Below are 21,212 nucleotides of genomic sequence, written 5' to 3'. Positions count from 1 at the left end.
GATGCCCGAATACGACGCACGGGGCAAGGTCAACCGGGCGCTGCTGATCTGTGTCAGCGACTACAAGCACCTGCGCCCGCTGCGCGCGGTGAAGGACAACGCCGAGAAGCTCAAGAGTGTCCTGACCGACGCCGGCACCGACCTGTTCACCGAGGACGAGGTCCGCATCTGCCGGGCTCAGGAGCCATGGGAGGTCCAGCAGGAGCTGGACGCCGTCACGAGCGAGGCGCGCGGACTGCTGCTGGTGTACTTCTCCGGCCACGGGCGGGTCGGCCCGGACGGCGGCGATCTGCAGCTGATGGTCGGTACGTCGCAACGGCGCCACAAGACCGTCTCCTGGAAGGACGTGGTGCTGCGCTACCTGGACAACGCGCGGGCCGACCGGATCGTGATCATCCTGGAGTGCTGCTACGCCGGGAACGCCGGCGAGGCCTTCCACCTCTGCCGCAAGCCCATGTCGCTGCTGATGGCCGCGCAGCCCAACCGCCGTATCTTCAGCGGCGACGAACCGGTCGGCGGCAGCCTCTTCACCCGCGCCGTGGTGCGGGTCCTGGAACGCGGCATACCGGGCAAACGCTTCGTCACCTTCGACGATCTCGTCCTGGCGCTGCGCAGCGAGGTGGTGGGCGAGCGCACCCCGATGGGCGACGTCTGGAAGCCCCGCTCGGCCAAGCAGAACACCACCGACGACGTCATCCTCTCCTTCGCCACCTCCGAGGTCCGGCCCCCCACCCCGCTGCGCATCCGATTACGCCGCTGGCTCCACACCTACATCCGGCACTGGGCCCGGCTCCTCCTCGTCCTCGCGATCATCTTCGTACCGGCCACCGCGGGCGTCGTCCTGCTGAACGTCCCCGGCGATCCCCCGCCCTGCCCGCCCGCCCTCGAACTGCGGCTGCTCACCGCCCCGGAGGCCGAACCCACGCTGCGCCGGGCGGCCTTCGACTACGAGATGTCCGACGCCAACACCCGCCCCCTGGACGGCGAGGGCAGCTACCCCGACGGCTGCCGACGCGCCCAGATCACCGTCTACTCCGCCGCCAAGGACCAGGTCGACCAGGGCTTCGCCGCCGCCGACCGCTGGCAGGGCGAGGCCCAGGGCACCGGCAAGGGCCGACCGGACGCCAAGGGCATCGACCCCCTCTACCGGCCCGGCCCGCAGCCCGACCTGTGGATCCCCGAGTCCACCGCCGACTACGACGAGGCCCGCCGCGGGATGCCCGCGACCGGATCCCCGGCGGCCCTGCACAACACCGGCCCGGTCGCCTACACCCCGCTGGTCGTCGGCATCCCGACGAAGAAGCGGCTGGAGGACGTCGAACAGGCCGGCGCCTCCTGGCGGGACCTGCTCACCGGCACCGACGGCCGGCACCGCGATCTCCGGCTGCTGCGGCCCAGCCCCGTCCTGTCCGGTACCGGACTGCTGCACACCATCGGCCTCTACCTCGCCAACGACGGTTCCACCATCGGCTCCTCGGACCCGTCCGGCCCCGACCCGACGCTCGCCGACAAGGCCGAGAGCCGGCTGTCCGCCCCGGGCAGCCAGTACGCGGGCAGCACCGAGCTGCTGTGCTCGCTGCGCCCCGGCGCCGACGGCCCGGGCGGCGCCGAGGCCGGCTCCGCCGCCACCTCCGCGCCGCTGGTCTCCGAGAAGTCCCTCGCCGACTTCAATTTGGGCCGCGCCACGGGGAGTTGCCCGATGCCGGAGTCCCCGCTCCCGCTCGGCGAGCGCTACGCCGCCTACTACCCCAAGAACGTCCCGGCCCTCGACCACCCCCTCATCCGGGTGGACTGGCGCGGCGCCGCCGACGCCACCGCCCGGCGGGCCGCCGTCGACAGCTTCGCCCGGTGGCTGCGCGACCCCGACGGCGGCCAGCGCACCCTCACCGCACAGGGCTACCGCGGGGTGCCCGGAAAGGACGGCACGATGCCGCAGCCGGCGAAGGGCTCGCCGCTGCTCGACAGCCGCGCCCAGACCGATCCGCACGCCCCGGTCGTCCCCTTCACGGCGGACCCGGAGCAGGTGGCCGAGGTGCTCGACGGCTACAACAAGGCCCAGCGGTCGAGCCAGTTGCTGATCCTCATGGACACCTCCACCTCCATGGCGGACGGCGGCAAGCTCTCCCTCGCCGGCAGCGCGGCGAGCCGGGCCCTGGAGATGGTGGGCGCCCACCACACGTACGGCCTGTGGACCTTCCCGGACCGCGCGCATCCCGGCGACCCCGACGCGGTACGCGAGGTGGTCCCGCTCGGCAGCGCCGACCCGGCCCGGGGAAAGGCCGCGTTGGAACGGATCGCGGGCGGCGAACTCGTCGACCACGGCGCCGCGATGGAGGAGGCGCTGACCGCCGCGGTCCGGGCGATGAAGAAGGCCAAGGGCACCAACAACGCCATCGTGCTCATCCTCGACCAGGACGACGGCGCCGGACCGCGGCGCGCCGCGGGCGTGGAGAAAACGCTCACCGAGCTGCTCAAGAGCGGTCCCGACGTGCCGGTGCTGACGCTGGCGATGGGCCGGTCGGGCTGCGACTCCTTCGCCCTCCAGTGGCTGGCCGGCGCCTCCAAGGGGCAGTGCGTGCCCGGCGGCCCCGGGGCGCCCGATCAGCTCGCCGGTTTCGTCGCCTCGATCGGCACCGCGGTGAAGGGGTACAGGTGACCACTTCGCGCAGCGTTCTGACCACCGCACTGGCCGCTCTGACCCTGGTGGCGGCCGGTGGCTGCACGTCGGGGACCGGGCCCGGCCCGGAGAAGGGCGCGATCGTGCTCGCCACCGGCAGCGACCTCTCCAGCTCCGGCGTCCGCCAGGACCTCATCCGCGCCTTCGAGCGGCGCACCGGCCGCACGGTGCGGATCGTCAAACTCCCCGACACCGCCGACGGCCAGCGCAGCCAGCTGCTGGCGGCCGGCCAGTCCGGCAACGGCGGCTACGACGTCCTCAACCTCGATGTCACCTGGACCGCGGAGTTCGCCGAGGCGGGCGTCATCCGCCCCTGGGGCACGAGCCTGGACGGCGACTTCCTCCGCTCCGTCGTCAAGACCACGGAGTACGACCACAAGGTGTGGGGCGTGCCCTTCAACACCGACGCCGGGCTGCTCTATTACCGCAAGGACATCCTGCGCGAATTCGGGCACGACGGCCCCCCTGCCAACTGGGGGCAGCTGAAGGGCTGGGCCGACCAGGTCGCGAGCGCGTACAACCGCAAGGCCGCCGAGGAGGCCAAGGGCGGGAAGAAGACGCCCAGGATGTACGGCATGGTCGCCCAGCTGCGGCCGTACGAAGGGCTGACCGTCAACACCCTGGAGGCCGCCTGGGACGCGGGCGGCGACCCGGAGGCCGGCAGCTTCACCAAGGGCGCGCAGGTCGGCTCGCTCCAGCAGGGCGTGGGCGACCTCAAGCTCCGGCTCGACGCGATCATGCCGCACGAGGTCACGACGATGGACGAGACGGAGAGCCGCCGCTGGTTCGCCGACGGGCGCGCGCTGTTCATGCGCAACTGGCCGGTCGAATACGCCTCGGTCGCCGAGAAGCTCACCCCGGGCGAACAGTTCGACGTCGCCGAGCTGCCGGCCCGCCCCTCCGACGGCAAACGGATATCCGTGCTGGGCGGCCAGAACCTCGCGATCTCCGCGGGCAGCACCCGCCCCGAGGGCGCCCGCGCGCTGATCGAGGCGCTGACCAGCCGCAGCAGCGAGCGCTGCCTCCTGGAGCGCGGATTCGCCGCGACGCGCGACTCGGCCTACCGGCACGGGGCCGGCGCGCCCGTCTGCCCGCTGCCGCCCGGGGACGCCGAGCGCGGCGAGCGGGGCGCTGGCGGCGCCCCGGCGCAGGCGCCGGGCCAGGAGCCGCCGTACACCCGGACGCTGTACGCGGCCCTGCGGGCGGCCGAGCCCCGGCCGCGCAGCGCCCACTACCAGACCTTCAGCAAGGTCGTGCAGATCCGCGTCTCGGAGTACCTCGGCAGCCAGGGCGGTACGGCCATCGCCGACAAACTGGCCAAGGAAGCGGACGAGGCGCTCAGCGGCCGGGGGGATCCCCGCGGCCACTGAGCGCCTCGTGCCGGTTGTCGCAGAGCAGGGGCCCCGCGGCGTCACCGCGGGGCCCCTGCCGCGCACTCTCAGGCGGCGACGATCAGATAGATGCCGTACGCCACGGCCGCCGCGCACAGCGCGAAGGCGGCCACCGCTCCGGCCCGTGCGCCGACGCCGGGCCCGGTGGCCGTGGCGGTGTCGCCCGGCCGGACCGGCGTGCGGGACGTCCCGACGATGCCGACGGTGAACAGGCCCACGATCCCGACCGTCACCGCGAGCGTGACGCCGAAGACCTGGCCGAGAGCTGCCCAGTCGATGCTCATTGCGTTCCCTGTCCTTGTGTTCCGTGTCCCGTGCGGGAGATCGGGGTTAGCGGGCGGCCGCGGTCTTCTTGCGTGCGGCGGGCGGGGTCGGAGAGGTGTCCGCGGCGGCATCCGTGGATGGCGCGGACGGCGCGGCCGGTGCGTCGGAGGCGTCCGGCTCGGTGGCCGGCGCGGTCAGGGAACCCGCCGGGGGAGGGGAGACGGTCTGCAGCGCGGCGGTCACCACGCCCGCCGGCTCCGCGGCCGGGCCGTCGTTGACATTGGTGTGGTCGATGGGCTTGCGCCGGGAGGCGGCCCAGATCGCGCCGCAGACACCGAGACCGAGGACGGCGACCGCCGCCACGCCCCAGCTGCCCTGCTTGGCCAGGAGCGCGGCGCCCGCCGCGACCAGACCGGCCGCCGGCAGCGTCAGGCCCCAGGCCAGGACCATGCGCCCGGCCGTCGACCAGCGCACCACGCCGCCCTTGCGGCCCAGGCCCGAACCCATCACGGAACCGGAGCAGACCTGGGTGGTGGAGAGCGCGAAGCCCAGGTGCGAGGAGGCCAGGATGGTGGCCGCCGCGCCGGTCTGGGCGGCGAAGCCCTGCGGCGGCTGGATGTCGGTGATGCCCTTGCCCATCGTGCGGATGATCCGCCAGCCGCCCAGGTACGTGCCGAGCGCGATGGCCATGCCGGCGGAGGCGATGACCCACAGCGGCGGGTCGGCGTGCGGGGCGATCACTCCGCCGGTGATCAGCGCGAGCGTTATCACGCCCATTGTCTTCTGCGCGTCGTTGGTGCCGTGCGCGAGGGAAACCAGGGCGGCGGAGGCGATCTGGCCCGCGCGGTAGCCCTTGGCGGTGTCCGCCTCGTCGCGGTGGCGGGTCAGCCGGTAGGTGAGCCGGGTCGCGGCCATCGCGGCGAGACCCGCGACGATCGGCGCGGCCACCGCCGGGATGAGGACCTTCATCACCACGGCACTGCCGTGCACGCCGCCGGTGCCCACCGACACCAGCGTGGCGCCGATCAGACCGCCGAAGAGGGCGTGGGAAGAACTGGAGGGGAGGCCCGCGAGCCAGGTCAGCAGGTTCCAGACGATCGCGCCGACCAGACCGGCGAAGATCACTTCAGGTCTGATACCGGCGCTCTCGTCGATGATCCCCCCGGAGATGGTCTTTGCCACCTCCACGGACAGGAATGCACCGACGAGGTTGAGAACTGCCGACATCGCCACCGCGGTCTTGGGTCGCAATGCCCCGGTGGAGATGGTGGTGGCCATTGCATTGGCCGTGTCGTGGAAGCCGTTCGTAAAGTCGAACACCAAGGCCGTGACGATCACGATCCCGATGAGAAGCGTGATGTGTTCCATTCACCCAGGCAATCAGTTCGAAGGTCAGTGTCGCTGGGACCGTACGGAGGGTTGGTGAACGGGAGGTGAACTACGAGGGGCTCGGTAGTGACACCCCCGCACGGTTCACGCGGAGGTGCCTCCGGCGTCACTTCCGCATCACCTGTTGGCAAACTCCCTGCGCTGGGCCACCGGCCCCTTTCAGCGGTTCCGATCCGGCGGTCCCGGGCGTCCGGTGGCGCGCGCGGCGGCCGTGGCTATCGCCCGGCGCGCGGGCCGGGGGAGCGACGGCCGGGAAGGTGAGGGGCGGGGGCGCGAGGGGCGGCGGGGGTACGGGCGGCGGGTCGGGGCGCGTCCGGGATCGCCGGGCGGGCCGTCGGATGCCGTGCGGTGCGGGTCGTGCTCACGGTCCATGGCTCCCCTTGGAGTTGGTGACGGTACGTCGGTTCGGCACGTCGGTTCAGCAACTCATGCCCGACGCTAGCGGCCGGCCAACACAAGACGGCTCAAATCAGGCCAATCACCACAGACGTGCCAGTAGCCCTATATGGCGGATACCGGACATGCGTGACCGTGCCGTATCGTGCCCCCGCCTGCCCGTACGGTGGCGCGCACGCAGTCGCCCATCCGCAGTTCTGCCGCCACCGCGCCGGAGGACACCATGCACGACCCCACCGCCCACGCCATGCACGACCCCACCGCCCGCGCCATGCACGACCCCACCGCCCGCGCCATGCACGACCCCACCGCCCGCCCGACGAAGGGCCACCCCGACCGCATCGCCGACGCCTGGAGCGAGCTGGTCGCCACCGCCCGCCGCACCGTCGCCGACGGCCTGGTCGTCGGCACCTCCGGCAACGTCTCCTGCCGCATCAAGGACCTGATCCTGGTCACGCCCACCGGCGTCCCCTACGACCGCCTCGGCCCCGGCGACACCACCGCCGTGGACCTCGACGGCCACCAGATCCTCGGCTCCCTGCGCCCCACCAGCGAACTCCCCATGCACCTCGCGGTCTACCGCACCACCACGGCCGCCGCCGTCGTCCACACCCACGCCCCGTACGCCACCGCGGTCTCCACCCTCGTCGCCGAGCTCCCGCCGGTCCACTACATGGCCGGGGTCCTCGGCGGTCCGGTCCGGGTCGCCCCCTACGCCCTCTACGGCACCGACGAGCTTGCCGCGCACATGCTCGACGCGCTGCGCGACCGCACCGGCTGCCTCCTCCGGAACCACGGCACCATGGCCTACGGCGACAGCCTCGACCAGGCCCTGGACCGCACCGCCCAGCTGGAGTGGATGTGCCGGGTCTGGCTCACCGCGAGCTCCCTGCCGGGGCACACCCCCAGCCTGCTGTCGCCGGCCCAGCTCGACGAGGCCCGGGAGAAGCTCGCCGGATACGGCCGGCACGACTGACCCGCCGGGCCCGCACCCCGCACCCCGCGCCACGGCCGCCCCGCCGCCGTCACCCGCCCGCTCCCGCCCCGCTGGCCGCACCGGGCATCCCTTTGCACACTGGAAAGATGCGAAGGGGTACCGCGGTGGCCGTGGCCGCCATGACCGTGCTCGGCGCCGGGGCGGCGGCCGTGGCGGTCGGCCGATATGCCGGCGATGTTGCCCTGAAACCGCCCCCCGACCGCCCCCTGCCCGGCGACTCCCGTCTCACCGTTCACTCCGTCACCGACGATCTGATCACCCTGACCCGCAGTTTCGTGTCCCTGCGGCCCGGCGTCTACGGCCTCACCGGTGGCGGCTGCCACGCCGAGATCGGCCCCGTCGTCCACGGCACCCCGCACGCCCCCGACACCGTCGTCCGCCGCCTGACGCGCGTCACGCACGGCACCCTGCGGCCGGGCCTGCGGATGCGGCTGACCCCGCAGGTTCACATCGGCAACCCCCGCGACGCCCTCGGCGCCGACAGCGCCGACGTCGACGTCCCCGGCGAGCTCGGCCCCCTCCCCGCGTGGTTCGTCCCCGGAGTCCGCGACACCTGGATCATCACCGCACACGGCCTGGGCACCACCCGCGAACACCCCATGGTCGTCATGCCGTTCCTGCGCCGTCACCGCCTCCCGGTCCTCGACATCGCCTACCGCAACGACCTCGGCGCCCCCGCCACCGCCGACGGCATCAACCACCTCGGCGACGCCGAATGGCGGGACCTGGACGCCGCCATCCGCTACGCGATCCGCTACGGCGCCCACGATGTCGTCCTCTACGGCTGGTCCACCGGCGCCACCATGGCGCTCCGCGCGGCCGCCCACTCCGCACTGCGCGACCGGATCAGCGGCCTCATCCTGGACTCGCCGGTCCTCGACCGGCACGCCACCGTCCGCGCGCTGGCCGCCTCCCGGGGGGTCCCGCGCGCCCTGCTCCCGCTGGTCGTCCGCGCCGCCGAAGGCATCACCGGACTGCCCGTCCACCGCCCCGCCGACGCCATCGACCCGGCCACGCTGACCGTCCCCACACTCCTCTTCCACGGCCCGGACGACACCCTCGCCCCCTGGGCCGCCTCGCGTTCCTTCGCCGCCCGCCGCACGGACCTGATCACCCTTCATCCCGTCCCGCACGCCCCGCACGCCGCGATGTGGAACGCCGACCCGCCCCGCTACGAAGAGGCCCTGCGCCGCTTCCTGACCCCGCTGATGTGACCGGGCCGCTTCGGTGACCGGCAGGCATACGGGGGGACAACTCCCCACATCACGGATGGGTCGGTGAGGCGGCGCACCCCTGGAAGATCGCAGGACGGGTTCCGATTGGGCTTTCGGGCCGTCAGCGGCAACACTGCTCCTGTGACGTCCCGTACTCCGCGCGACTCCCGGCTCCGACTCGTCTCCGGTCAACCGATTGCGGCCGCCCGCCGGGCGGTGAGCACGAGGGCCGCCCGTCCGGCGCCCCGCCCGCCCGCCGGCACCCCCACCCCGGCGGAACTGGCCCGTCAGGCCCGCGCCGCCCTGGCCGGCGCGGCCCGCCTCGCCCGCTGGGCCGACGGCCCCGGCGCCACCGGAACCGGTCTGCGGGCCGGCCCCGACGGAGCCCTGCCGGACGCCGCCGTGGAACGCGCCGCCGGCGACCTGGGACTGACCCCGCACCAGGTCCGCGGCGACTGGGACCGCGCCCGGCTCGCCGGCCTGATCGAACTCCACGGCGGCGTCGCCCGCCCCGGCTGGCGGCTGCGCGCCTGGGACCGCGACGACACCGCCGCACTGCGCGGCTGGGTCGCCCTCTTCGACGCCTGGTCGCTGGCCCGCCCGGCCCCGTACGGCGCCGGCCCCGCCATCGTCGCCGAAGTCGTCGAGGCCGTACCGCAGTTGCTCTCGCTGCTGTATCTGTCGGCCGGGCCCGTACGGCTGTCCGCCCTGCTGGACATGCTCGAACAGCGCGTCGCCGAGCTGCGCACCGAGCGCTGCGAGGTCCCCTACGGACGCCACCCCGCCGACGCCGCCGACGCCGACGACACCGACGGCTCCGGGGGAACGCCGCACGACGCCGCGGCGGCCTCGCTCGCCGAACTCCTGAACTGGGCGCTGGGTGCCCTGACGACCGTGGGCGCGATGGTCCCGCCGGGCGCCGCGCCGGGCGAAGCCCATGACGGTGCGTACGAGGAGTCCTACGACAGCGACGAGGCCCAGCTGACGCCGCTGGGCAACTGGTCGGTGTGGGTCAAGCTGGAGCAGATCTGCGTGGCCGCGCAGAGCCCGGCGGGCCATATCGAGCAGTCCGCGGAGGCGATGCTGCGCGGCTGCGCCCGGCTCACCCCGGGCCCGGCCCGTACCGAATACCGCGCCTGGCTCGCCGCCCGCGCGGTCGGCGCCGCCGTCGAGGAGCTGCTGACCGTGGCCCGCGGCGAGGACGCGCTGCTGCGCGGCCTGGCCTTCGAGGCGCTGCGCGCGGTCGGCGCCCCCGCCGAACCGGCCGTCCGCGCCGCCGCCGACGAGCCGGCGCTGCGCCCCTACGCCCTGCTGTGGCTGGTCGAGCACGAGGGCGGCGACCCGGAGACCGCCCCCGATGTGCTCACCCGCGAGGAGTCGACCTGGCTGTGGGTGGACACCGCGGCGGCCGTCGCGGACCACGGCGAGACCCAACTCCTGGTCCGGCACCTCGACTCGGCGGTGCAGGGCTCGGTGCCGCGCCTGCTGGCGGAGGTACGCGCCGTCGGCCATCCCCGCACCGTCCAGGTGCTCGTCGCCCTGGCCGCGGCACATCCCGACCCGGCACTCGCCAAGGCCGTGCGCCGCGCGGCCTTCCAGGTCCACACCGGCGGCGTCTGACGGCGGCGGACGCCCCGGGCGCCCCGTCACGGGGCGCCCGGCCGGTAGGTCCCGAAGCTCCAGACGTTGCCCTCCAGGTCCCGCGCCATGTAGTCGCGCGAGCCGTAGTCCTGGTCCGCGGGCGGCCGGAGGATCTCCGCCCCCGCCGCACCGGCCCGCGCACAGTGGGCATCCGCGTCCTCGACCACCACGTAAACGGCGCTCGGGCCGGCCCCCGCCATCGCCGCGTCGAAGGCCCCGCCGTGCCCCTTCGAGCCCAGCATCACCCGCCCGTTGCCGTACGACAGCTCCGCATGCACCACCCTTCCGCCCGCGTCCTCGTGCACTGCTTCCGCCACGAACCCGAAGGCCTCCGTCAACTGACGGATCGCCGCCGGGGCATCGCGGTAGAGCAGCGCCGGAAACACCGTGGGCGCACCCGCCATGGCGCTCGTCATCTCCCTCACCGTCCCTTTCGTGACGCCGTATTGAGATCTGCGTCACAGTCTCCCAGCTGGGTCTGACAACGGCCCGGAAACCGCCCGTGACCTGCGGATACCGCGCGAGGGAAAAAGCGCTTGCACAACACCGTTAGACTGCCTGTATGGCAGTTCTCCTTTGGGTTCATTAGACGGCGCTGACCGCTCTCGGACCGTCCGTCCAACCCGCCGTCTTCCTGCCCTGGAGTTTTTTCCGTGATCACCGCCTCCGGCCTTGAGCTGCGTGCCGGCGCCCGAATCCTCATCGAGTCCACTTCCTTCCGCATCGCCAAGGGCGACCGCATCGGCCTGGTCGGCCGCAACGGTGCCGGCAAGACCACCCTCACCAAGGTGCTGGCCGGCGAGGGCATCCCCGCCGCCGGCACGGTCGCCCGCTCCGGCCAGGTCGGCTATCTGCCGCAGGACCCGCGCACCGGCGACATGGACGTGCTCGCCCGCGACCGCATCCTCTCCGCCCGCGATCTGGACTCCGTGCTGCGCAAGATGCGCGAGAACGAGGACCGGATGGCCAACGGCAAGGGCGCCACCCGCGAAAAGGCGATGAAGAAGTACGAGCGCCTGGAGACGGAGTTCCTGACCAAGGGCGGGTACGCCGCCGAGGCGGAGGCCGCGACCATCGCCGCCAGCCTCGGCCTGCCCGACCGCATCCTCGGCCAGCCCCTCCATACGCTCTCCGGCGGTCAGCGCCGCCGCGTCGAGCTGGCCCGGATCCTCTTCTCGGACTCCGACACGCTGCTCCTCGACGAGCCGACCAACCACCTCGACGCCGACTCCATCGTCTGGCTGCGCGACTACCTCAAGACCTACCGCGGCGGCTTCATCGTGATCTCGCACGATGTCGACCTGGTCGAGACCGTCGTGAACAAGGTGTTCTACCTCGACGCCAACCGGTCGGCGATCGACGTCTACAACATGGGCTGGAAGCTCTACCAGCAGCAGCGCGAGGCCGACGAGAAGCGCCGCAAGCGCGAGCGGGCGAACGCCGAGAAGAAGGCCGCCGCGCTCAACTCCCAGGCCGACAAGATGCGCGCGAAGGCCACCAAGACCGTCGCCGCGCAGAACATGGCCAAGCGCGCCGACAAGCTGCTCGCCGGCCTGGAGGCGGTGCGCGCCTCCGACAAGGTCGCCAAGCTGCGCTTCCCGGACCCGGCGCCGTGCGGCAAGACCCCGCTGACCGCCGAGGGCCTGTCGAAGTCCTACGGCTCCCTGGAGATCTTCACCGACGTCGACCTGGCGATCGACAAGGGCTCCCGGGTCGTCATCCTGGGCCTCAACGGCGCCGGCAAGACCACCCTGCTGCGGCTGCTGGCCGGCGTGGAGCAGCCGGACACCGGCGCGGTCGTCCCCGGCCACGGCCTCAAGCTGGGGTACTACGCCCAGGAGCACGAGACGCTGGACCCGGACCGCACGGTCCTGGAGAACATGCGCTCGGCCGCCCCGGACATGGACCTGGTCGCCATCCGCAAGACGCTGGGCTCCTTCCTCTTCTCCGGCGACGACGTCGACAAGCCCGCCGGCGTCCTCTCCGGCGGCGAGAAGACCCGTCTCGCCCTGGCCACGCTGGTGGTCTCCTCCGCCAACGTCCTGCTCCTCGACGAGCCCACCAACAACCTCGACCCCGCCAGCCGCGAGGAGATCCTCGGCGCGCTGCACACCTTCACCGGCGCGGTGGTCCTGGTGACGCACGACGAGGGCGCGGTCGACGCGCTGCAGCCGGAGCGGATCATCCTGCTGCCCGACGGCGTCGAGGACCTGTGGGGCCAGGACTACGCGGACCTGGTCGCGCTGGCCTGACGGCGGCGGGACGGCCGTATGGATCATGCGGTCTGGATCATTCGGCCTAGGCGTGATCCATCATCTGTGTGAGAACGGCTCGTACATCGGCGAGTCTGCACGGCACGGCCGGGCCCCGAGGGGCCCGGCCGTCACCTTTTCGGCCGTATCTTCCGGCGCTGCCCCTGACCTGCCGCTTTTCCGGGAATTCCATGACCGGGCGGCCCGCCGGACGGGCGGAATACACGGTTCCGGGCGCGTCGGCGACGCATCCGGCGGCAATTCATGTCGTACCGACCTTGTGGAATGGGTGGCCAGGAAGCCGGGGAGGGGTGATCATGAGAGTCCAGAGCGCACTTCCCACGAGGAGGCACGGGTGGCCGAGACTCTGAAGAAGGGCAGCCGGGTAACCGGCGCCGCGCGCGAGAAGCTCGCGGCAGACCTGAAGAAGAAGTACGACTCCGGAGCGAGTATCCGGGCGCTGGCCGAGGAAACCGGTCGCTCCTATGGATTCGTGCACCGGATGCTCAGCGAATCCGGTGTGATCCTGCGCGGTCGAGGCGGAGCCACCAGGGGCAAGAAGGCCGCTTCGGCCTGACGCCCGCGACTCCGGGTAGCAACGGTTCTCCCCCCGGTCGGCCGAGCAGTCGGCCGGGAGGTTACCGTTCAGTCACTTACGCACGCAGGTGCGGTCGGCTGACCCGGAGGCGCTCCATGACTCTGCTCGACAAAGACGGTGTGCGGCTCACCGTGGACGACACCATCGCCACGGTGACCCTCGCCAATGCGGCCAAGCGCAATGCGCAGTCGCCGGCCATGTGGCGGGCGCTGGCCGAGGCGGGTTCGCTGCTGCCGGGAAATGTACGGATCGTGGTGCTCCGCGGCGAGGGCAAGTCCTTCTCCGCGGGTCTCGACCGGCAGGCGTTCACGCCAGAGGGGTTCGACGGCGAGCCGTCGTTCATCGATCTGGCGCGCGGTGCGGACAGCGAACTGGACGCCACGATTGCCGAGTACCAGGAGGCGTTCACCTGGTGGCGGCGCACCGACCTGGTGTCGATCGCCGCCGTACAGGGTCATGCGATCGGTGCGGGCTTCCAGCTCGCCCTCGCCTGCGATCTGCGGGTCGTCGCCGAGGACGTGCAGTTCGCCATGCGGGAGACCAGCCTGGGCCTGGTGCCGGACCTGACCGGTACGCATCCCCTGGTCGGGCTGGTGGGCTACGCCCGCGCGCTGGAGATCTGCGCCACCGGACGCTTCGTGCACGCCGCGGAGGCCGAGCGGGTGGGCCTGGCCAACCTGGTGGTGCCCAACGGTGAACTCGACGGTGCGGTGGCCGACCTGGCGGCCGCGCTCGTCGCCGCGCCGCGGGACGCCGTCATCGAGACCAAGGCGCTGCTGGCCGGCGCCGCGGGCCGTACGTACGAGGAACAGCGCACCGCGGAGCGGGCGGCCCAGGCGCGCCGGCTGCGCGATCTCGCCGGGCTGGGGGAGTAGCCCCCGGCAGCGGTACGCACTGCCGGCGCCCGGCCGGCGGACGACTTCGGCCGTCCGCCGGCCGGGCGTTCTTGCGTGATCGCCCTCGGCGGGGCGCTCATACGGCGTCGCCGACGGCCGTGACCAGCACGGCGACCGTCTCCGGGGCGGGTGTCGCGGCCGCCACCGCCGCCCGTACGGCCCGTGCGACGTCCAGCACGCGAGAGCCGGGCGCGGTCGCCAGCTGGATGAGGGCATGGCCGTCGCGGAGCCGGACGGAGCGGCCGAGGCCGCCGAGTGCCGGGGCGAGGCGGGCGACACCCGGGACGCCCAGGACGATGGCGGCGAGCCCCTCCGGCGCGGCCTCCTGCGGGGCTTCCCCGCGGTCCTCCGGCGGGACGCGGCGCTCCGGGGGCGCCGGGGGCGAGGGCGCCCCGGCCGGCTCCAGCAGTCCGCTGATCCGTAGGTCCACCGGGCCCACCACCAGCCCCAGCTCCCGGTCCGACGCCTCCAGCAGGGCCGCGCGCACTCGGTCCGCGGTGTCGGGCAGCGGGCGGTCGCCGGGTGCGGCGAAGTCCGCGGTGATGCGCAGCGGGCCCGGCGGCAGTGCGCTGGAGGGCGGCGGAACGGCCGGTTCCGGTGCGGTGCCGGGCTCCGCGACGGTCAGCCGCAGCGCGCCGAGCCGTGCGCCGGCCGGTGTGCCGACGGCCTTCCGCAGCGCCGCGGCGGCCGCCCGCTCGGTGATCCACGAGCCGTCCGCGGGCCCGCCCAGGGGCAGCACCCGCCCGATGCCGAGCTGCTGTCGTACGGCCGGCGCCAAGTCGTTCACGGGCACCACGCTCACCCCTTCTCCGGACGGTGCCCCCAGCCTGCCGCAGTCCGGCCCGCAGGGCCCGGCGCCCGGCGCGCGCGGCCGTATGGAGCACTCCGCTGCCGCATACCGGGGCGTATCGCAGTATCCGGGCCTAGTGTGGAAATCGGAATGACCCCCTCCGATTCCCTCTGCCCCCCCGATGCCCCCCGATGCCCCCTCCGAAAGGGACGAACGGCGATGAGCGAGAGCCAGCAGATGCCGGGCGGTGCGAAATCGCCGCTCCAGCGGGGCGGCGGTGACCCCGCGTCCCGAGGGCGCACCACCATCGCCGACGGCGTCGTGGAGAAGATCGCCGGACTGGCGGCCCGCGATGTCGTGGGCGTCCACGCCATGGGCAGCGGCTTCGCGCGAACCCTGGGGGCCGTACGGGAGCGGGTGCCCGGCGGTGGCAAGTCCTCCGCGACGCGCGGGGTGAAGGCCGAGGTCGGAGAGGTGCAGGCCGCGCTGGACCTGGAGATCGTCGTCGACTACGGCGTCTCCATCGCCGATGTCGCCCGCACCGTCCGGGAGAACGTCATCGCCGCCGTCGAACGGATGACGAGCCTGGAGGTCGTCGAGGTCAATATCGCGGTGAGCGATGTCAAGCTGCCCGACGAGGAGGACGAAGAGGAACACGCGGAGCCGCGGATTCAGTGATGGGGTCCGGCCGCGGCAGCGGGACCCGACCGGAGTGAAAGCGAAGGAGCGCACGATGAGCATGGCCGTGGTCGGCCTTCTGGCCGGCATGGCGCTGGGCTTCGCCGGATACTTCGGCGGGCTCGGGGCGTTCGTCCTGGTGGCGGTGCTGGGCGTGATCGGATTCGTGGCGGGCAAATTCCTGGACGGGGATCTGGAGCTCGGCGATTTCTTCCGCGCGCGGACCGGCGACCGCGACAGCCGGCGGCGGTGAGCGCGGGTGGCGAAGGCGCCGGCCGCCGCCGACCCGGCCGTACCGGCGGCCGAGCGGGGCGCGACCACCCTCGCGGACCGGGTGGTGGCGAAGATCGCCGCCCAGGCGGCGCGCGAGGCGCTGCGTGAGACGGCTCCCACCGCTCCCACCGACGCCCATGCGACGGTGACCGTCCACCGGCGCGACACCCGGCAGCCCTTCGGCGAGGCCCGGGTGCGGGTCGCCGTCGAGCTGGGCTATCCCTCCGACATCGGCGCGCAGTGCGGTGTGGTGCGTCGTCAAGTCGTCGAGCGGGTAAGGGCGTTGGCGAGTATGGAGGTGCCGGAGGTCGCGGTGGAGGTGGAGCGTCTGCACTCCCCGCTGTCGGCCGGCGGGGCGCGGGAAAGGGTGCGATGAGCGACGACGACGCGGATCTGCCGGAGACCGGACGGCTGCCCACGCTCGAGAAACGGCCGGGCGGCGGGGACGGGCTGCGGCAGTCCGCATCGGCCGCGGCATATACGCACCACGGCGACGACGGCCGCGCCCGGCGCCCCTGGTCGGCCCGGCGGGTACCGGCCGCGCTGCTCGCCCTGGTGCTCCTCGGCGCCGCCGGCCTGCTGCTGTACGACGTGGCCGCGGTGCGGGCCGGCCGCCCCGCCATGGCCTGGCGCGTGTGGCTCGCCCGTCAGCTGGCCACCCGTCACCTGGACAGCCCCTGGGTACTGGGCGCCGCGGCGGCCGCGATGCTGATCGGGATCTGGCTGATCGTGCTGGCCCTCACGCCCGGACTGCGCAAGGTGCTGCCGATGCGCCGCACCGCCCCCGGCATCCGGGCCTGCCTGGACCGGTCGGCCGCCGCCCTGGTGCTGCGCGACCGCGCCATGGAGGTCGCCGGGGTGCAGTCCGTACGGATGACGGTCGGCCGCCGCAGGGCCAGGGCGCGGGCCGTCGCGCACTTCCGGGAGCTGGACGAGGTCCGCGGCGACCTCGACACGGCGCTGGGAGACGGCCTCGAACAACTCGGGCTGGCCCACGGTCTGCATCTGCGCGTCGATGTACGGCGCCCGAAGAACCCGAGGAAGGGGTGAGCGCACACGATGCGCAGGGTACGCACGGGCACCAATCGGGTGCTGCTGGGCCTGGCCGGCGCGGTGCTGCTGGGCACCGGCGCGACGGTGCTGATGGGCGGGCTGGGCCTGCCCGCGAAATGGCATCTCGCGCTGCCCGCCGGCTGGCCCTGGACGCGCCCCGACGAGGTGCTGCTGTCCTCGGGGAACCGCACCCGGTGGACGGACCGCGGCTGGTGGTGGCCCGTCGTCATCGTCGTCCTGGCGGTGCTCGTCCTGCTGCTGCTGTGGTGGCTGGTGACCCAGCTCCGCCGGCACCGGCTGGCCGAGATCCTCGTCGACAGCGGGGACGGCGAGGGCGCCCTGCTGCGCGGCCCGGCGCTGGAGGGCGTGCTGGTCGCCGAGACCGAGGCGCTGGACGGCGTGGCGGGGGCCGCCGCGCTGCTGACCGGACGCCGCACGCAGCCGCGGGTACGCGCCGTCCTGTCGCTCGCCCCGCACGCCGACCCCGGCACGGTCCTGCTGCGTTTCTCGGACGAGGCGGTGGCGCATGCGCGCGGCTCGGCGGGGCTGGAGCGGCTGCCGGCGAAGGTACGGCTGCGGGGGGTGCGGCACCGGGCGGAGCGGGTCGGCTAGCCTGCCGCCCCGCCCCGCCGTCGTCGCAGGTCAGAACCCGTGCCGCGCCCCGCCGTCCACGGGCACCATCACCCCGGTGACATACGACGCGGCCGGCGAGAGCAGGAACGCCGCGGCGCGGCCGAACTCCGCGGGGGTGCCGTAGCGGCCCAGGGGGATCGACGCGGAGTTGCGGGCGCGGGAGCCCTCGGGGTCCCCCGAGAGGGAGTCGAGCTGGGTCATCCGGTCGGTGGCGATACGGCCGGGCAGGACGCCGACGACGCGGATGCCGCGCGGGCCGAGCTCGTTGGCGAGGGACTTGGCGAAGCCGGCGAGCCCGGGGCGCAGGCCGTTGGAGACGGTCAGGCCGCCGATCGGCTCGTACACGGAGCCGGACAGGACGAAGCCGATGACGCCGCCCTCGGCGAGTTCGGCGCCGGCGGTACGGGCGAGGCGTACCGCGCCCAGGAAGACCGATTCGAAGGCGGACCGCCACTGTTCGTCGGTGTTGTCGGCGGCCGTGCCGGGGGCCGGTCCGCCGACACTGATCATGACGCCGTCGAGGCGGCCGAAGCGCTCGCGGGCGGCGGCCACCAGGCGGGCGGGGGCCTCGGGGTCGGCGTTGTCGGCGGCGACGCCCAGGGCCCGCTCGCCCAGGGAGGCGGCCGCCTCGATCGCGCTCTGCTCGGTGCGTCCGGTGAGCACCACGTTGGCGCCCTCGGCGACCAGTTCGCGGGCGGTGGCGAAGCCGAGGCCGCGGGTCGCTCCGGTGACGATGTACGTCCGGTCGGTGAGTCCAAGATCCATGGCCCTAGTCTGCCTTTGTGCACCCGAACAGTCCGAAGACGGTCCCCACCAGGCCGAGATGGCTGAAGGCCTGCGGGAAGTTGCCGAGCTGGCGCCGGGCCGCCGGGTCGTACTCCTCGGAGAGCAGCCCCACGTCGTTGCGCAGGGCCAGCAGCCGTTCGAACAGGGCGTGCGCCTCCTGGCTGCGGCCGGTCAGCCCGAGCGCGTCGGCGAGCCAGAACGAGCAGACCAGGAAGGTGCCCTCGCCGCCGGGCAGCCCGTCGACATTGCCGCCGCCGGCGGTGCTGTAACGCTGTACCAGACCGTTGTTCGACAGCTCCCGGCGTACCGCGTCGACGGTCCCGATCACCCGGGGGTCGTCGCCGGGGAGAAAGCCGACGCGGGGGATCAGCAGCGTCGCGGCGTCGAGTTCGGTGGAGCCGTAGTACTGGGTGAAGGTGCCGCGCTCCGCGTCGTAGCCCCGTTCGCAGACCTCGCGGTGGATGTCGTCGCGCATCGCCCGCCAGCGGCCGAGGTTCCCGCCGAGCTTCGGGTCGGCCTCCAGCGCCCGTACGCCGCGGTCCGCGGCGACCCAGGCCATGACCTTGGAGTGGACGAAGTGCCGGCGCGGCCCGCGGATCTCCCACAGTCCCTCGTCGGGGTCGCGCCAGGTGGACTCGAGGTAGTCGACCAGGGCGCGCTGGATGTTCCAGGCGTGTGACTCGGTCTCCATGCCGGCCTGGCGGCCGATGTGGAGGGAGTCCAGGACCTCGCCGTAGACGTCGAGCTGGCGCTGCTGGACGGCGGCGTTGCCGATCCGTACGGGCGCGGATCCGGCGTATCCGGCCAGCCAGGGGATCTCGCTCTCCGGGAGCCGCCGTTCGCCCGCCAGGCCGTACATGATCTGCAGGTCGTCGGGGGATCCGGCCACCGCGCGCAGCAGCCAGTCCCGCCAGGCGTTGGCCTCGTCCAGATATCCGGCGGAGATCAGGGAGTCCAGGGTGAGGCTGGCGTCGCGCAGCCAGCAGTAGCGGTAGTCCCAGTTGCGCACGCCGCCCAGCTCCTCGGGGAGCGAGGTGGTGGGGGCGGCGACGATGCCGCCGGTGGGCGCGTAGATGAGGGCCTTGAGGGTGATCAGGGAGCGCATCACGGCGTCGCGGTGCGGACCGTGGTAGCGGCAGCGCGCGGCCCACTCGTGCCAGTCGTCGAGAGTGGCCCCGAGCGCCTCGAACGGGTCGATCTGGTCGGGACGGGGCTCATGGGAGGGGTGCCAGGTCAGTACGAAGGCGGCGCGTTCGCCCGCCGCGACGGTGAGGTCGGTGCGGGTGCTGAAGTCCTTGCCGTAGGTGGTGCCCCGGCCGGGGGTGCGCAGCCACACGGAGTCCGGTCCGGCGATCGCGACCCGGCTGCCCTCGGCGGCGCGCACCCAGGGGACCACCCGCCCGTAGTCGAAGCGCAGCCGCAGCACACTGCGCATCTCGACGCTGCCGCGGAGCCCCTCGACGATCCGTACGACATCGGGTGCGCGGTCGCGCTGCGGCATGAAGTCGGTGACCCGTACGGAGCCTTCGGGGGTCTCCCAGACGGTGTCCAGGACGAGGGAGTCGCCGCGGTAGGAGCGCTCGGCGCGGGCACCGGGGGCGGCGGGGGCCAGTCCCCAGTGGCCGTTGTCCCGGTGGCCGAGGAGGGCGGCGAAGCAGGCGCCGGAGTCGAACCGCGGCAGGCACAGCCAGTCGATGGAGCCGTCGCGGCCGACGAGGGCGGCGGTCTGCAGATCGCCGATGAGCGCGTAGTCCTCGATATGGGGCTGATGTGGGTGCACTCCAGGCGCTTTCCCGCCCGGCGCCCTCGCTACTCGGTGATGGCGGCTGTCCGGGCTACCGGCTCGTTCCGCTGTTCCGGGCCCTGTGGCGCCCCGGACCCGTCGGCCTCCCCGGGGATCGTCGCCGCGTCGTCGGTCTCCTGGGCGGCCTCGGTCTTCTCGGCGTCGCCGGTCTTCTCGGCGGCCTCGGCCTCCTTGGCCGCCGCCTCCGCCCGGTCGCGGCGCTCGCGGCGTACGAGGATGACCCAGCCGACCGGGACCGCCGCGGCGAACAGCCACCACTGGATGGCGTAGGCCATGTGCGGGCCGATGCTGTCGTGGTCCGGCTCGGGCACCGGCTCGGGCTTGCCGCCGGGCGGCTCGGGCGCGGTCTGCTCGATGTAGCCGCCGAGCACCGGCCGCGGCAGCCGCTTCGCCATCTCCCCGCTGTTGATCAGCATGACCTGACGCGGCGGCAGGCCTTTGGTGTCCTTGATGCCGCTCGCCGACGTGGTCTCGTCGGCCATGAGCCGGCCGGTGACGGTGACCTTGCCGCGGGGCGCGGCCGGCACGTCGGGGAAGCGGGTGAGGTCGTTGCCGGCCGAGATCCAGCCGCGGTTGACCAGGACGTCCTTGCCGCCGTCGAGTTGGAGCGGGGTCAGGACGTAGTAGCCGATGCTCTGCTCGTCGGCGGCGGTGCGCTGCCGGACCACGACCTCGTGCGCGGTGTCGTAGGTGCCGGTGGCGGTGACCCGGCGCCACATCTCGTGGTGCGGCACCGCCTGCCCGGGGGCGGCCAGCTCGGTGACCGGGACCGGCCTGGCGGCCAGGTTGCCGGCGATCAGGGTGTTCTGCGCCACCTTGTGCTCATGGCGGTGCAGCTGCCAGTAGCCCAGCTTGATCATGGCGGGGATCATCGCGAGACCCAGGAGGGTGAGGATCACCCACTGCCGGGACAACAGGAAGCGGTACACGGCAACGACCGTACCTGGCGTGCGGCGGCCCCCGGGCAGGGGGGCCTGCCGGGGGCCATGAGCCGCGCGGTGGTGCGGCGGCCGCGAGCGCGGGCCGCGAGCGGAGCCGGGCTCAGACTCTGTCGACGATGCCCACCTTCCCCTCCGAGCGGGCGCAGTGGGCGCCGCAGTACCAGTGCCCATCGACCTCGACGCCCTGGCCGATGATCTGGCACCGGCAGTGCTCGCAGATCGGCGCCATGCGGTGAATGGCGCAGGAGAAGCAGTCGAAGACGTGCACCGCGCCCTGCGCGTGCACTTCGAACGTCATGCCGTATTCGTTTCCGCAGACCTCACAACGTGCCATGCGCCACAGGGTGCGGGCGGCACCCGTACGCGGCGAGGCGCCGGCGGGTGTGTTGGCCGGGCTTCACCCGGACAGGCCCCAATCCGCAAGGGGCGACGGCTGCGGCCGTTCTCTTCGTTCCACGCTTTTGCGTCCGTGACGCCTGTTCTGCGTCTTCCGCCTTTTCGGCCTTGGCTGCCTTCGCGGTCTTTACCGCTATCGCCGG

21 protein-coding genes are annotated in these 21,212 nt (G+C 73.3%); 13 read left to right on the top strand and 8 right to left on the bottom strand.

What is annotated here, in order from left to right:
• Position 1 precedes the first annotated feature (1 nt).
• Both AC5677_RS09575 and AC5677_RS09570 read left to right on the top strand, forming a co-directional pair.
• Positions 2-2,656 carry a caspase family protein gene (locus AC5677_RS09575; protein WP_497194592.1) on the top strand — a complete coding sequence of 885 codons (2,655 nt, stop codon included), beginning with the start codon at positions 2-4 and terminating at the stop codon, positions 2,654-2,656.
• Positions 2,653-4,047: an extracellular solute-binding protein gene (locus tag AC5677_RS09570; protein ID WP_497194591.1), complete on the top strand. Its 1,395-nt coding sequence runs from the start codon at positions 2,653-2,655 to the stop codon at positions 4,045-4,047. Before AC5677_RS09575 ends, AC5677_RS09570 begins: the two co-directional genes overlap by 4 nt.
• Positions 4,048-4,115: 68 nt before the next feature.
• On the opposite strand, the gene AC5677_RS09565 is transcribed toward AC5677_RS09570, so the two are convergent.
• Positions 4,116-4,352, bottom strand: coding sequence for a hypothetical protein (locus tag AC5677_RS09565; protein WP_497194590.1), 237 nt, complete (start codon positions 4,350-4,352; stop codon positions 4,116-4,118).
• Between the two features lie 46 nt (positions 4,353-4,398).
• The gene (locus tag AC5677_RS09560) at positions 4,399-5,700 is read right to left on the bottom strand and encodes an inorganic phosphate transporter (protein ID WP_497194589.1); all 1,302 of its coding nucleotides are present in this window, start codon (positions 5,698-5,700) and stop codon (positions 4,399-4,401) included.
• A gap of 712 nt (positions 5,701-6,412) precedes the next feature.
• Between AC5677_RS09560 and AC5677_RS09555 the strand changes: the two genes are divergently transcribed.
• From AC5677_RS09555 to AC5677_RS09545, 3 genes are all read left to right on the top strand, one after another.
• Positions 6,413-7,093: a class II aldolase/adducin family protein gene (locus AC5677_RS09555; protein WP_497196557.1), complete on the top strand. Its 681-nt coding sequence runs from the start codon at positions 6,413-6,415 to the stop codon at positions 7,091-7,093.
• A gap of 107 nt (positions 7,094-7,200) precedes the next feature.
• Complete coding sequence (locus tag AC5677_RS09550; protein ID WP_497194588.1) at positions 7,201-8,328, top strand: alpha/beta hydrolase; 1,128 nt, start codon at positions 7,201-7,203, stop codon at positions 8,326-8,328.
• A 141-nt stretch (positions 8,329-8,469) separates the two neighbouring features.
• Positions 8,470-9,948, top strand: a complete 1,479-nt coding sequence (locus AC5677_RS09545; protein WP_497194587.1) for a hypothetical protein — start codon at positions 8,470-8,472, stop codon at positions 9,946-9,948.
• Positions 9,949-9,974: 26 nt separating this feature from the next.
• Here AC5677_RS09545 and AC5677_RS09540 read toward each other — a convergent pair whose 3' ends face one another.
• Positions 9,975-10,385 carry a VOC family protein gene (locus AC5677_RS09540; RefSeq protein ID WP_497194586.1) on the bottom strand — a complete coding sequence of 137 codons (411 nt, stop codon included), beginning with the start codon at positions 10,383-10,385 and terminating at the stop codon, positions 9,975-9,977.
• 237 nt (positions 10,386-10,622) lie between these two features.
• On the opposite strand from AC5677_RS09540, the gene AC5677_RS09535 reads away from it, so the two are divergent.
• From AC5677_RS09535 to AC5677_RS09525, 3 genes are all read left to right on the top strand, one after another.
• Positions 10,623-12,221 (top strand): ABC-F family ATP-binding cassette domain-containing protein, encoded by a 1,599-nt coding sequence (locus AC5677_RS09535; RefSeq protein ID WP_497194585.1) that lies wholly within the window; start codon positions 10,623-10,625, stop codon positions 12,219-12,221.
• Between the two features lie 355 nt (positions 12,222-12,576).
• Complete coding sequence (locus AC5677_RS09530) at positions 12,577-12,798, top strand: helix-turn-helix domain-containing protein (protein ID WP_030366669.1); 222 nt, start codon at positions 12,577-12,579, stop codon at positions 12,796-12,798.
• 116 nt (positions 12,799-12,914) lie between these two features.
• A complete protein-coding gene (locus AC5677_RS09525) occupies positions 12,915-13,694 on the top strand; it encodes an enoyl-CoA hydratase/isomerase family protein (RefSeq protein WP_497194584.1) in 780 nt (259 codons plus the stop codon).
• A 97-nt stretch (positions 13,695-13,791) separates the two neighbouring features.
• Here AC5677_RS09525 and AC5677_RS09520 read toward each other — a convergent pair whose 3' ends face one another.
• Positions 13,792-14,508, bottom strand: a complete 717-nt coding sequence (locus AC5677_RS09520) for a hypothetical protein (protein WP_497196556.1) — start codon at positions 14,506-14,508, stop codon at positions 13,792-13,794.
• 216 nt (positions 14,509-14,724) lie between these two features.
• On the opposite strand from AC5677_RS09520, the gene AC5677_RS09515 reads away from it, so the two are divergent.
• The 5 genes from AC5677_RS09515 to amaP are packed head-to-tail and all read left to right on the top strand — an operon-like array spanning position 14,725 to position 17,121.
• On the top strand, positions 14,725-15,183 hold the full coding sequence (locus AC5677_RS09515; RefSeq protein WP_497194583.1) for an Asp23/Gls24 family envelope stress response protein: 459 nt from the start codon (positions 14,725-14,727) through the stop codon (positions 15,181-15,183).
• 55 nt (positions 15,184-15,238) lie between these two features.
• Positions 15,239-15,436, top strand: a complete 198-nt coding sequence (locus AC5677_RS09510; RefSeq protein ID WP_497194582.1) for a hypothetical protein — start codon at positions 15,239-15,241, stop codon at positions 15,434-15,436.
• A 6-nt stretch (positions 15,437-15,442) separates the two neighbouring features.
• On the top strand, positions 15,443-15,832 hold the full coding sequence (locus AC5677_RS09505; protein ID WP_497194581.1) for a hypothetical protein: 390 nt from the start codon (positions 15,443-15,445) through the stop codon (positions 15,830-15,832).
• Positions 15,829-16,506 carry a DUF6286 domain-containing protein gene (locus AC5677_RS09500; protein ID WP_497194580.1) on the top strand — a complete coding sequence of 226 codons (678 nt, stop codon included), beginning with the start codon at positions 15,829-15,831 and terminating at the stop codon, positions 16,504-16,506. The genes AC5677_RS09505 and AC5677_RS09500 overlap by 4 nt, the downstream gene beginning before the upstream one ends.
• A gap of 9 nt (positions 16,507-16,515) precedes the next feature.
• A complete protein-coding gene (gene amaP / locus AC5677_RS09495) occupies positions 16,516-17,121 on the top strand; it encodes an alkaline shock response membrane anchor protein AmaP (RefSeq protein ID WP_497194579.1) in 606 nt (201 codons plus the stop codon).
• Between the two features lie 30 nt (positions 17,122-17,151).
• On the opposite strand, the gene AC5677_RS09490 is transcribed toward amaP, so the two are convergent.
• The 4 genes from AC5677_RS09490 to AC5677_RS09475 all read right to left on the bottom strand — a co-directional run bounded on the left by AC5677_RS09490 (position 17,152) and on the right by AC5677_RS09475 (position 21,007).
• Positions 17,152-17,907 carry an SDR family oxidoreductase gene (locus AC5677_RS09490; protein ID WP_497194578.1) on the bottom strand — a complete coding sequence of 252 codons (756 nt, stop codon included), beginning with the start codon at positions 17,905-17,907 and terminating at the stop codon, positions 17,152-17,154.
• 4 nt (positions 17,908-17,911) lie between these two features.
• Positions 17,912-19,708 carry a glycoside hydrolase family 15 protein gene (locus AC5677_RS09485; protein WP_497194577.1) on the bottom strand — a complete coding sequence of 599 codons (1,797 nt, stop codon included), beginning with the start codon at positions 19,706-19,708 and terminating at the stop codon, positions 17,912-17,914.
• Between the two features lie 29 nt (positions 19,709-19,737).
• Complete coding sequence (locus AC5677_RS09480; protein ID WP_497194576.1) at positions 19,738-20,661, bottom strand: SURF1 family cytochrome oxidase biogenesis protein; 924 nt, start codon at positions 20,659-20,661, stop codon at positions 19,738-19,740.
• 112 nt (positions 20,662-20,773) lie between these two features.
• Positions 20,774-21,007, bottom strand: coding sequence for a metallothionein (locus tag AC5677_RS09475; RefSeq protein ID WP_497194575.1), 234 nt, complete (start codon positions 21,005-21,007; stop codon positions 20,774-20,776).
• Between the last annotated feature and the right edge of the window lie 205 nt (positions 21,008-21,212).

This window comes from Streptomyces sp. JLSY215 (genome assembly GCF_059682825.1).
Note: the sequence above shows the minus strand (reverse complement) of the source record. Positions and strands in the feature narration are given on the sequence as shown.

What these genes read in the sequence shown, in the direction of transcription:
- AC5677_RS09510 (WP_497194582.1), top strand. Translation starts at nt 15,239, where the DNA reads ATGAGCATGGCCGTGGTCGGCCTTCTGGCCGGCATGGCGCTGGGCTTC.
- AC5677_RS09550 (WP_497194588.1), top strand. Translation starts at nt 7,201, where the DNA reads ATGCGAAGGGGTACCGCGGTGGCCGTGGCCGCCATGACCGTGCTCGGC.
- AC5677_RS09555 (WP_497196557.1), top strand. Translation starts at nt 6,413, where the DNA reads ATGCACGACCCCACCGCCCGCCCGACGAAGGGCCACCCCGACCGCATC.
- AC5677_RS09575 (WP_497194592.1), top strand. Translation starts at nt 2, where the DNA reads ATGCCCGAATACGACGCACGGGGCAAGGTCAACCGGGCGCTGCTGATC.
- AC5677_RS09525 (WP_497194584.1), top strand. Translation starts at nt 12,915, where the DNA reads ATGACTCTGCTCGACAAAGACGGTGTGCGGCTCACCGTGGACGACACC.
- AC5677_RS09490 (WP_497194578.1), bottom strand. Translation starts at nt 17,907, where the DNA reads ATGGATCTTGGACTCACCGACCGGACGTACATCGTCACCGGAGCGACC.
- AC5677_RS09565 (WP_497194590.1), bottom strand. Translation starts at nt 4,352, where the DNA reads ATGAGCATCGACTGGGCAGCTCTCGGCCAGGTCTTCGGCGTCACGCTC.
- AC5677_RS09515 (WP_497194583.1), top strand. Translation starts at nt 14,725, where the DNA reads ATGAGCGAGAGCCAGCAGATGCCGGGCGGTGCGAAATCGCCGCTCCAG.
- AC5677_RS09500 (WP_497194580.1), top strand. Translation starts at nt 15,829, where the DNA reads ATGAGCGACGACGACGCGGATCTGCCGGAGACCGGACGGCTGCCCACG.
- AC5677_RS09560 (WP_497194589.1), bottom strand. Translation starts at nt 5,700, where the DNA reads ATGGAACACATCACGCTTCTCATCGGGATCGTGATCGTCACGGCCTTG.
- AC5677_RS09540 (WP_497194586.1), bottom strand. Translation starts at nt 10,385, where the DNA reads ATGACGAGCGCCATGGCGGGTGCGCCCACGGTGTTTCCGGCGCTGCTC.
- AC5677_RS09475 (WP_497194575.1), bottom strand. Translation starts at nt 21,007, where the DNA reads ATGGCACGTTGTGAGGTCTGCGGAAACGAATACGGCATGACGTTCGAA.
- amaP (WP_497194579.1), top strand. Translation starts at nt 16,516, where the DNA reads ATGCGCAGGGTACGCACGGGCACCAATCGGGTGCTGCTGGGCCTGGCC.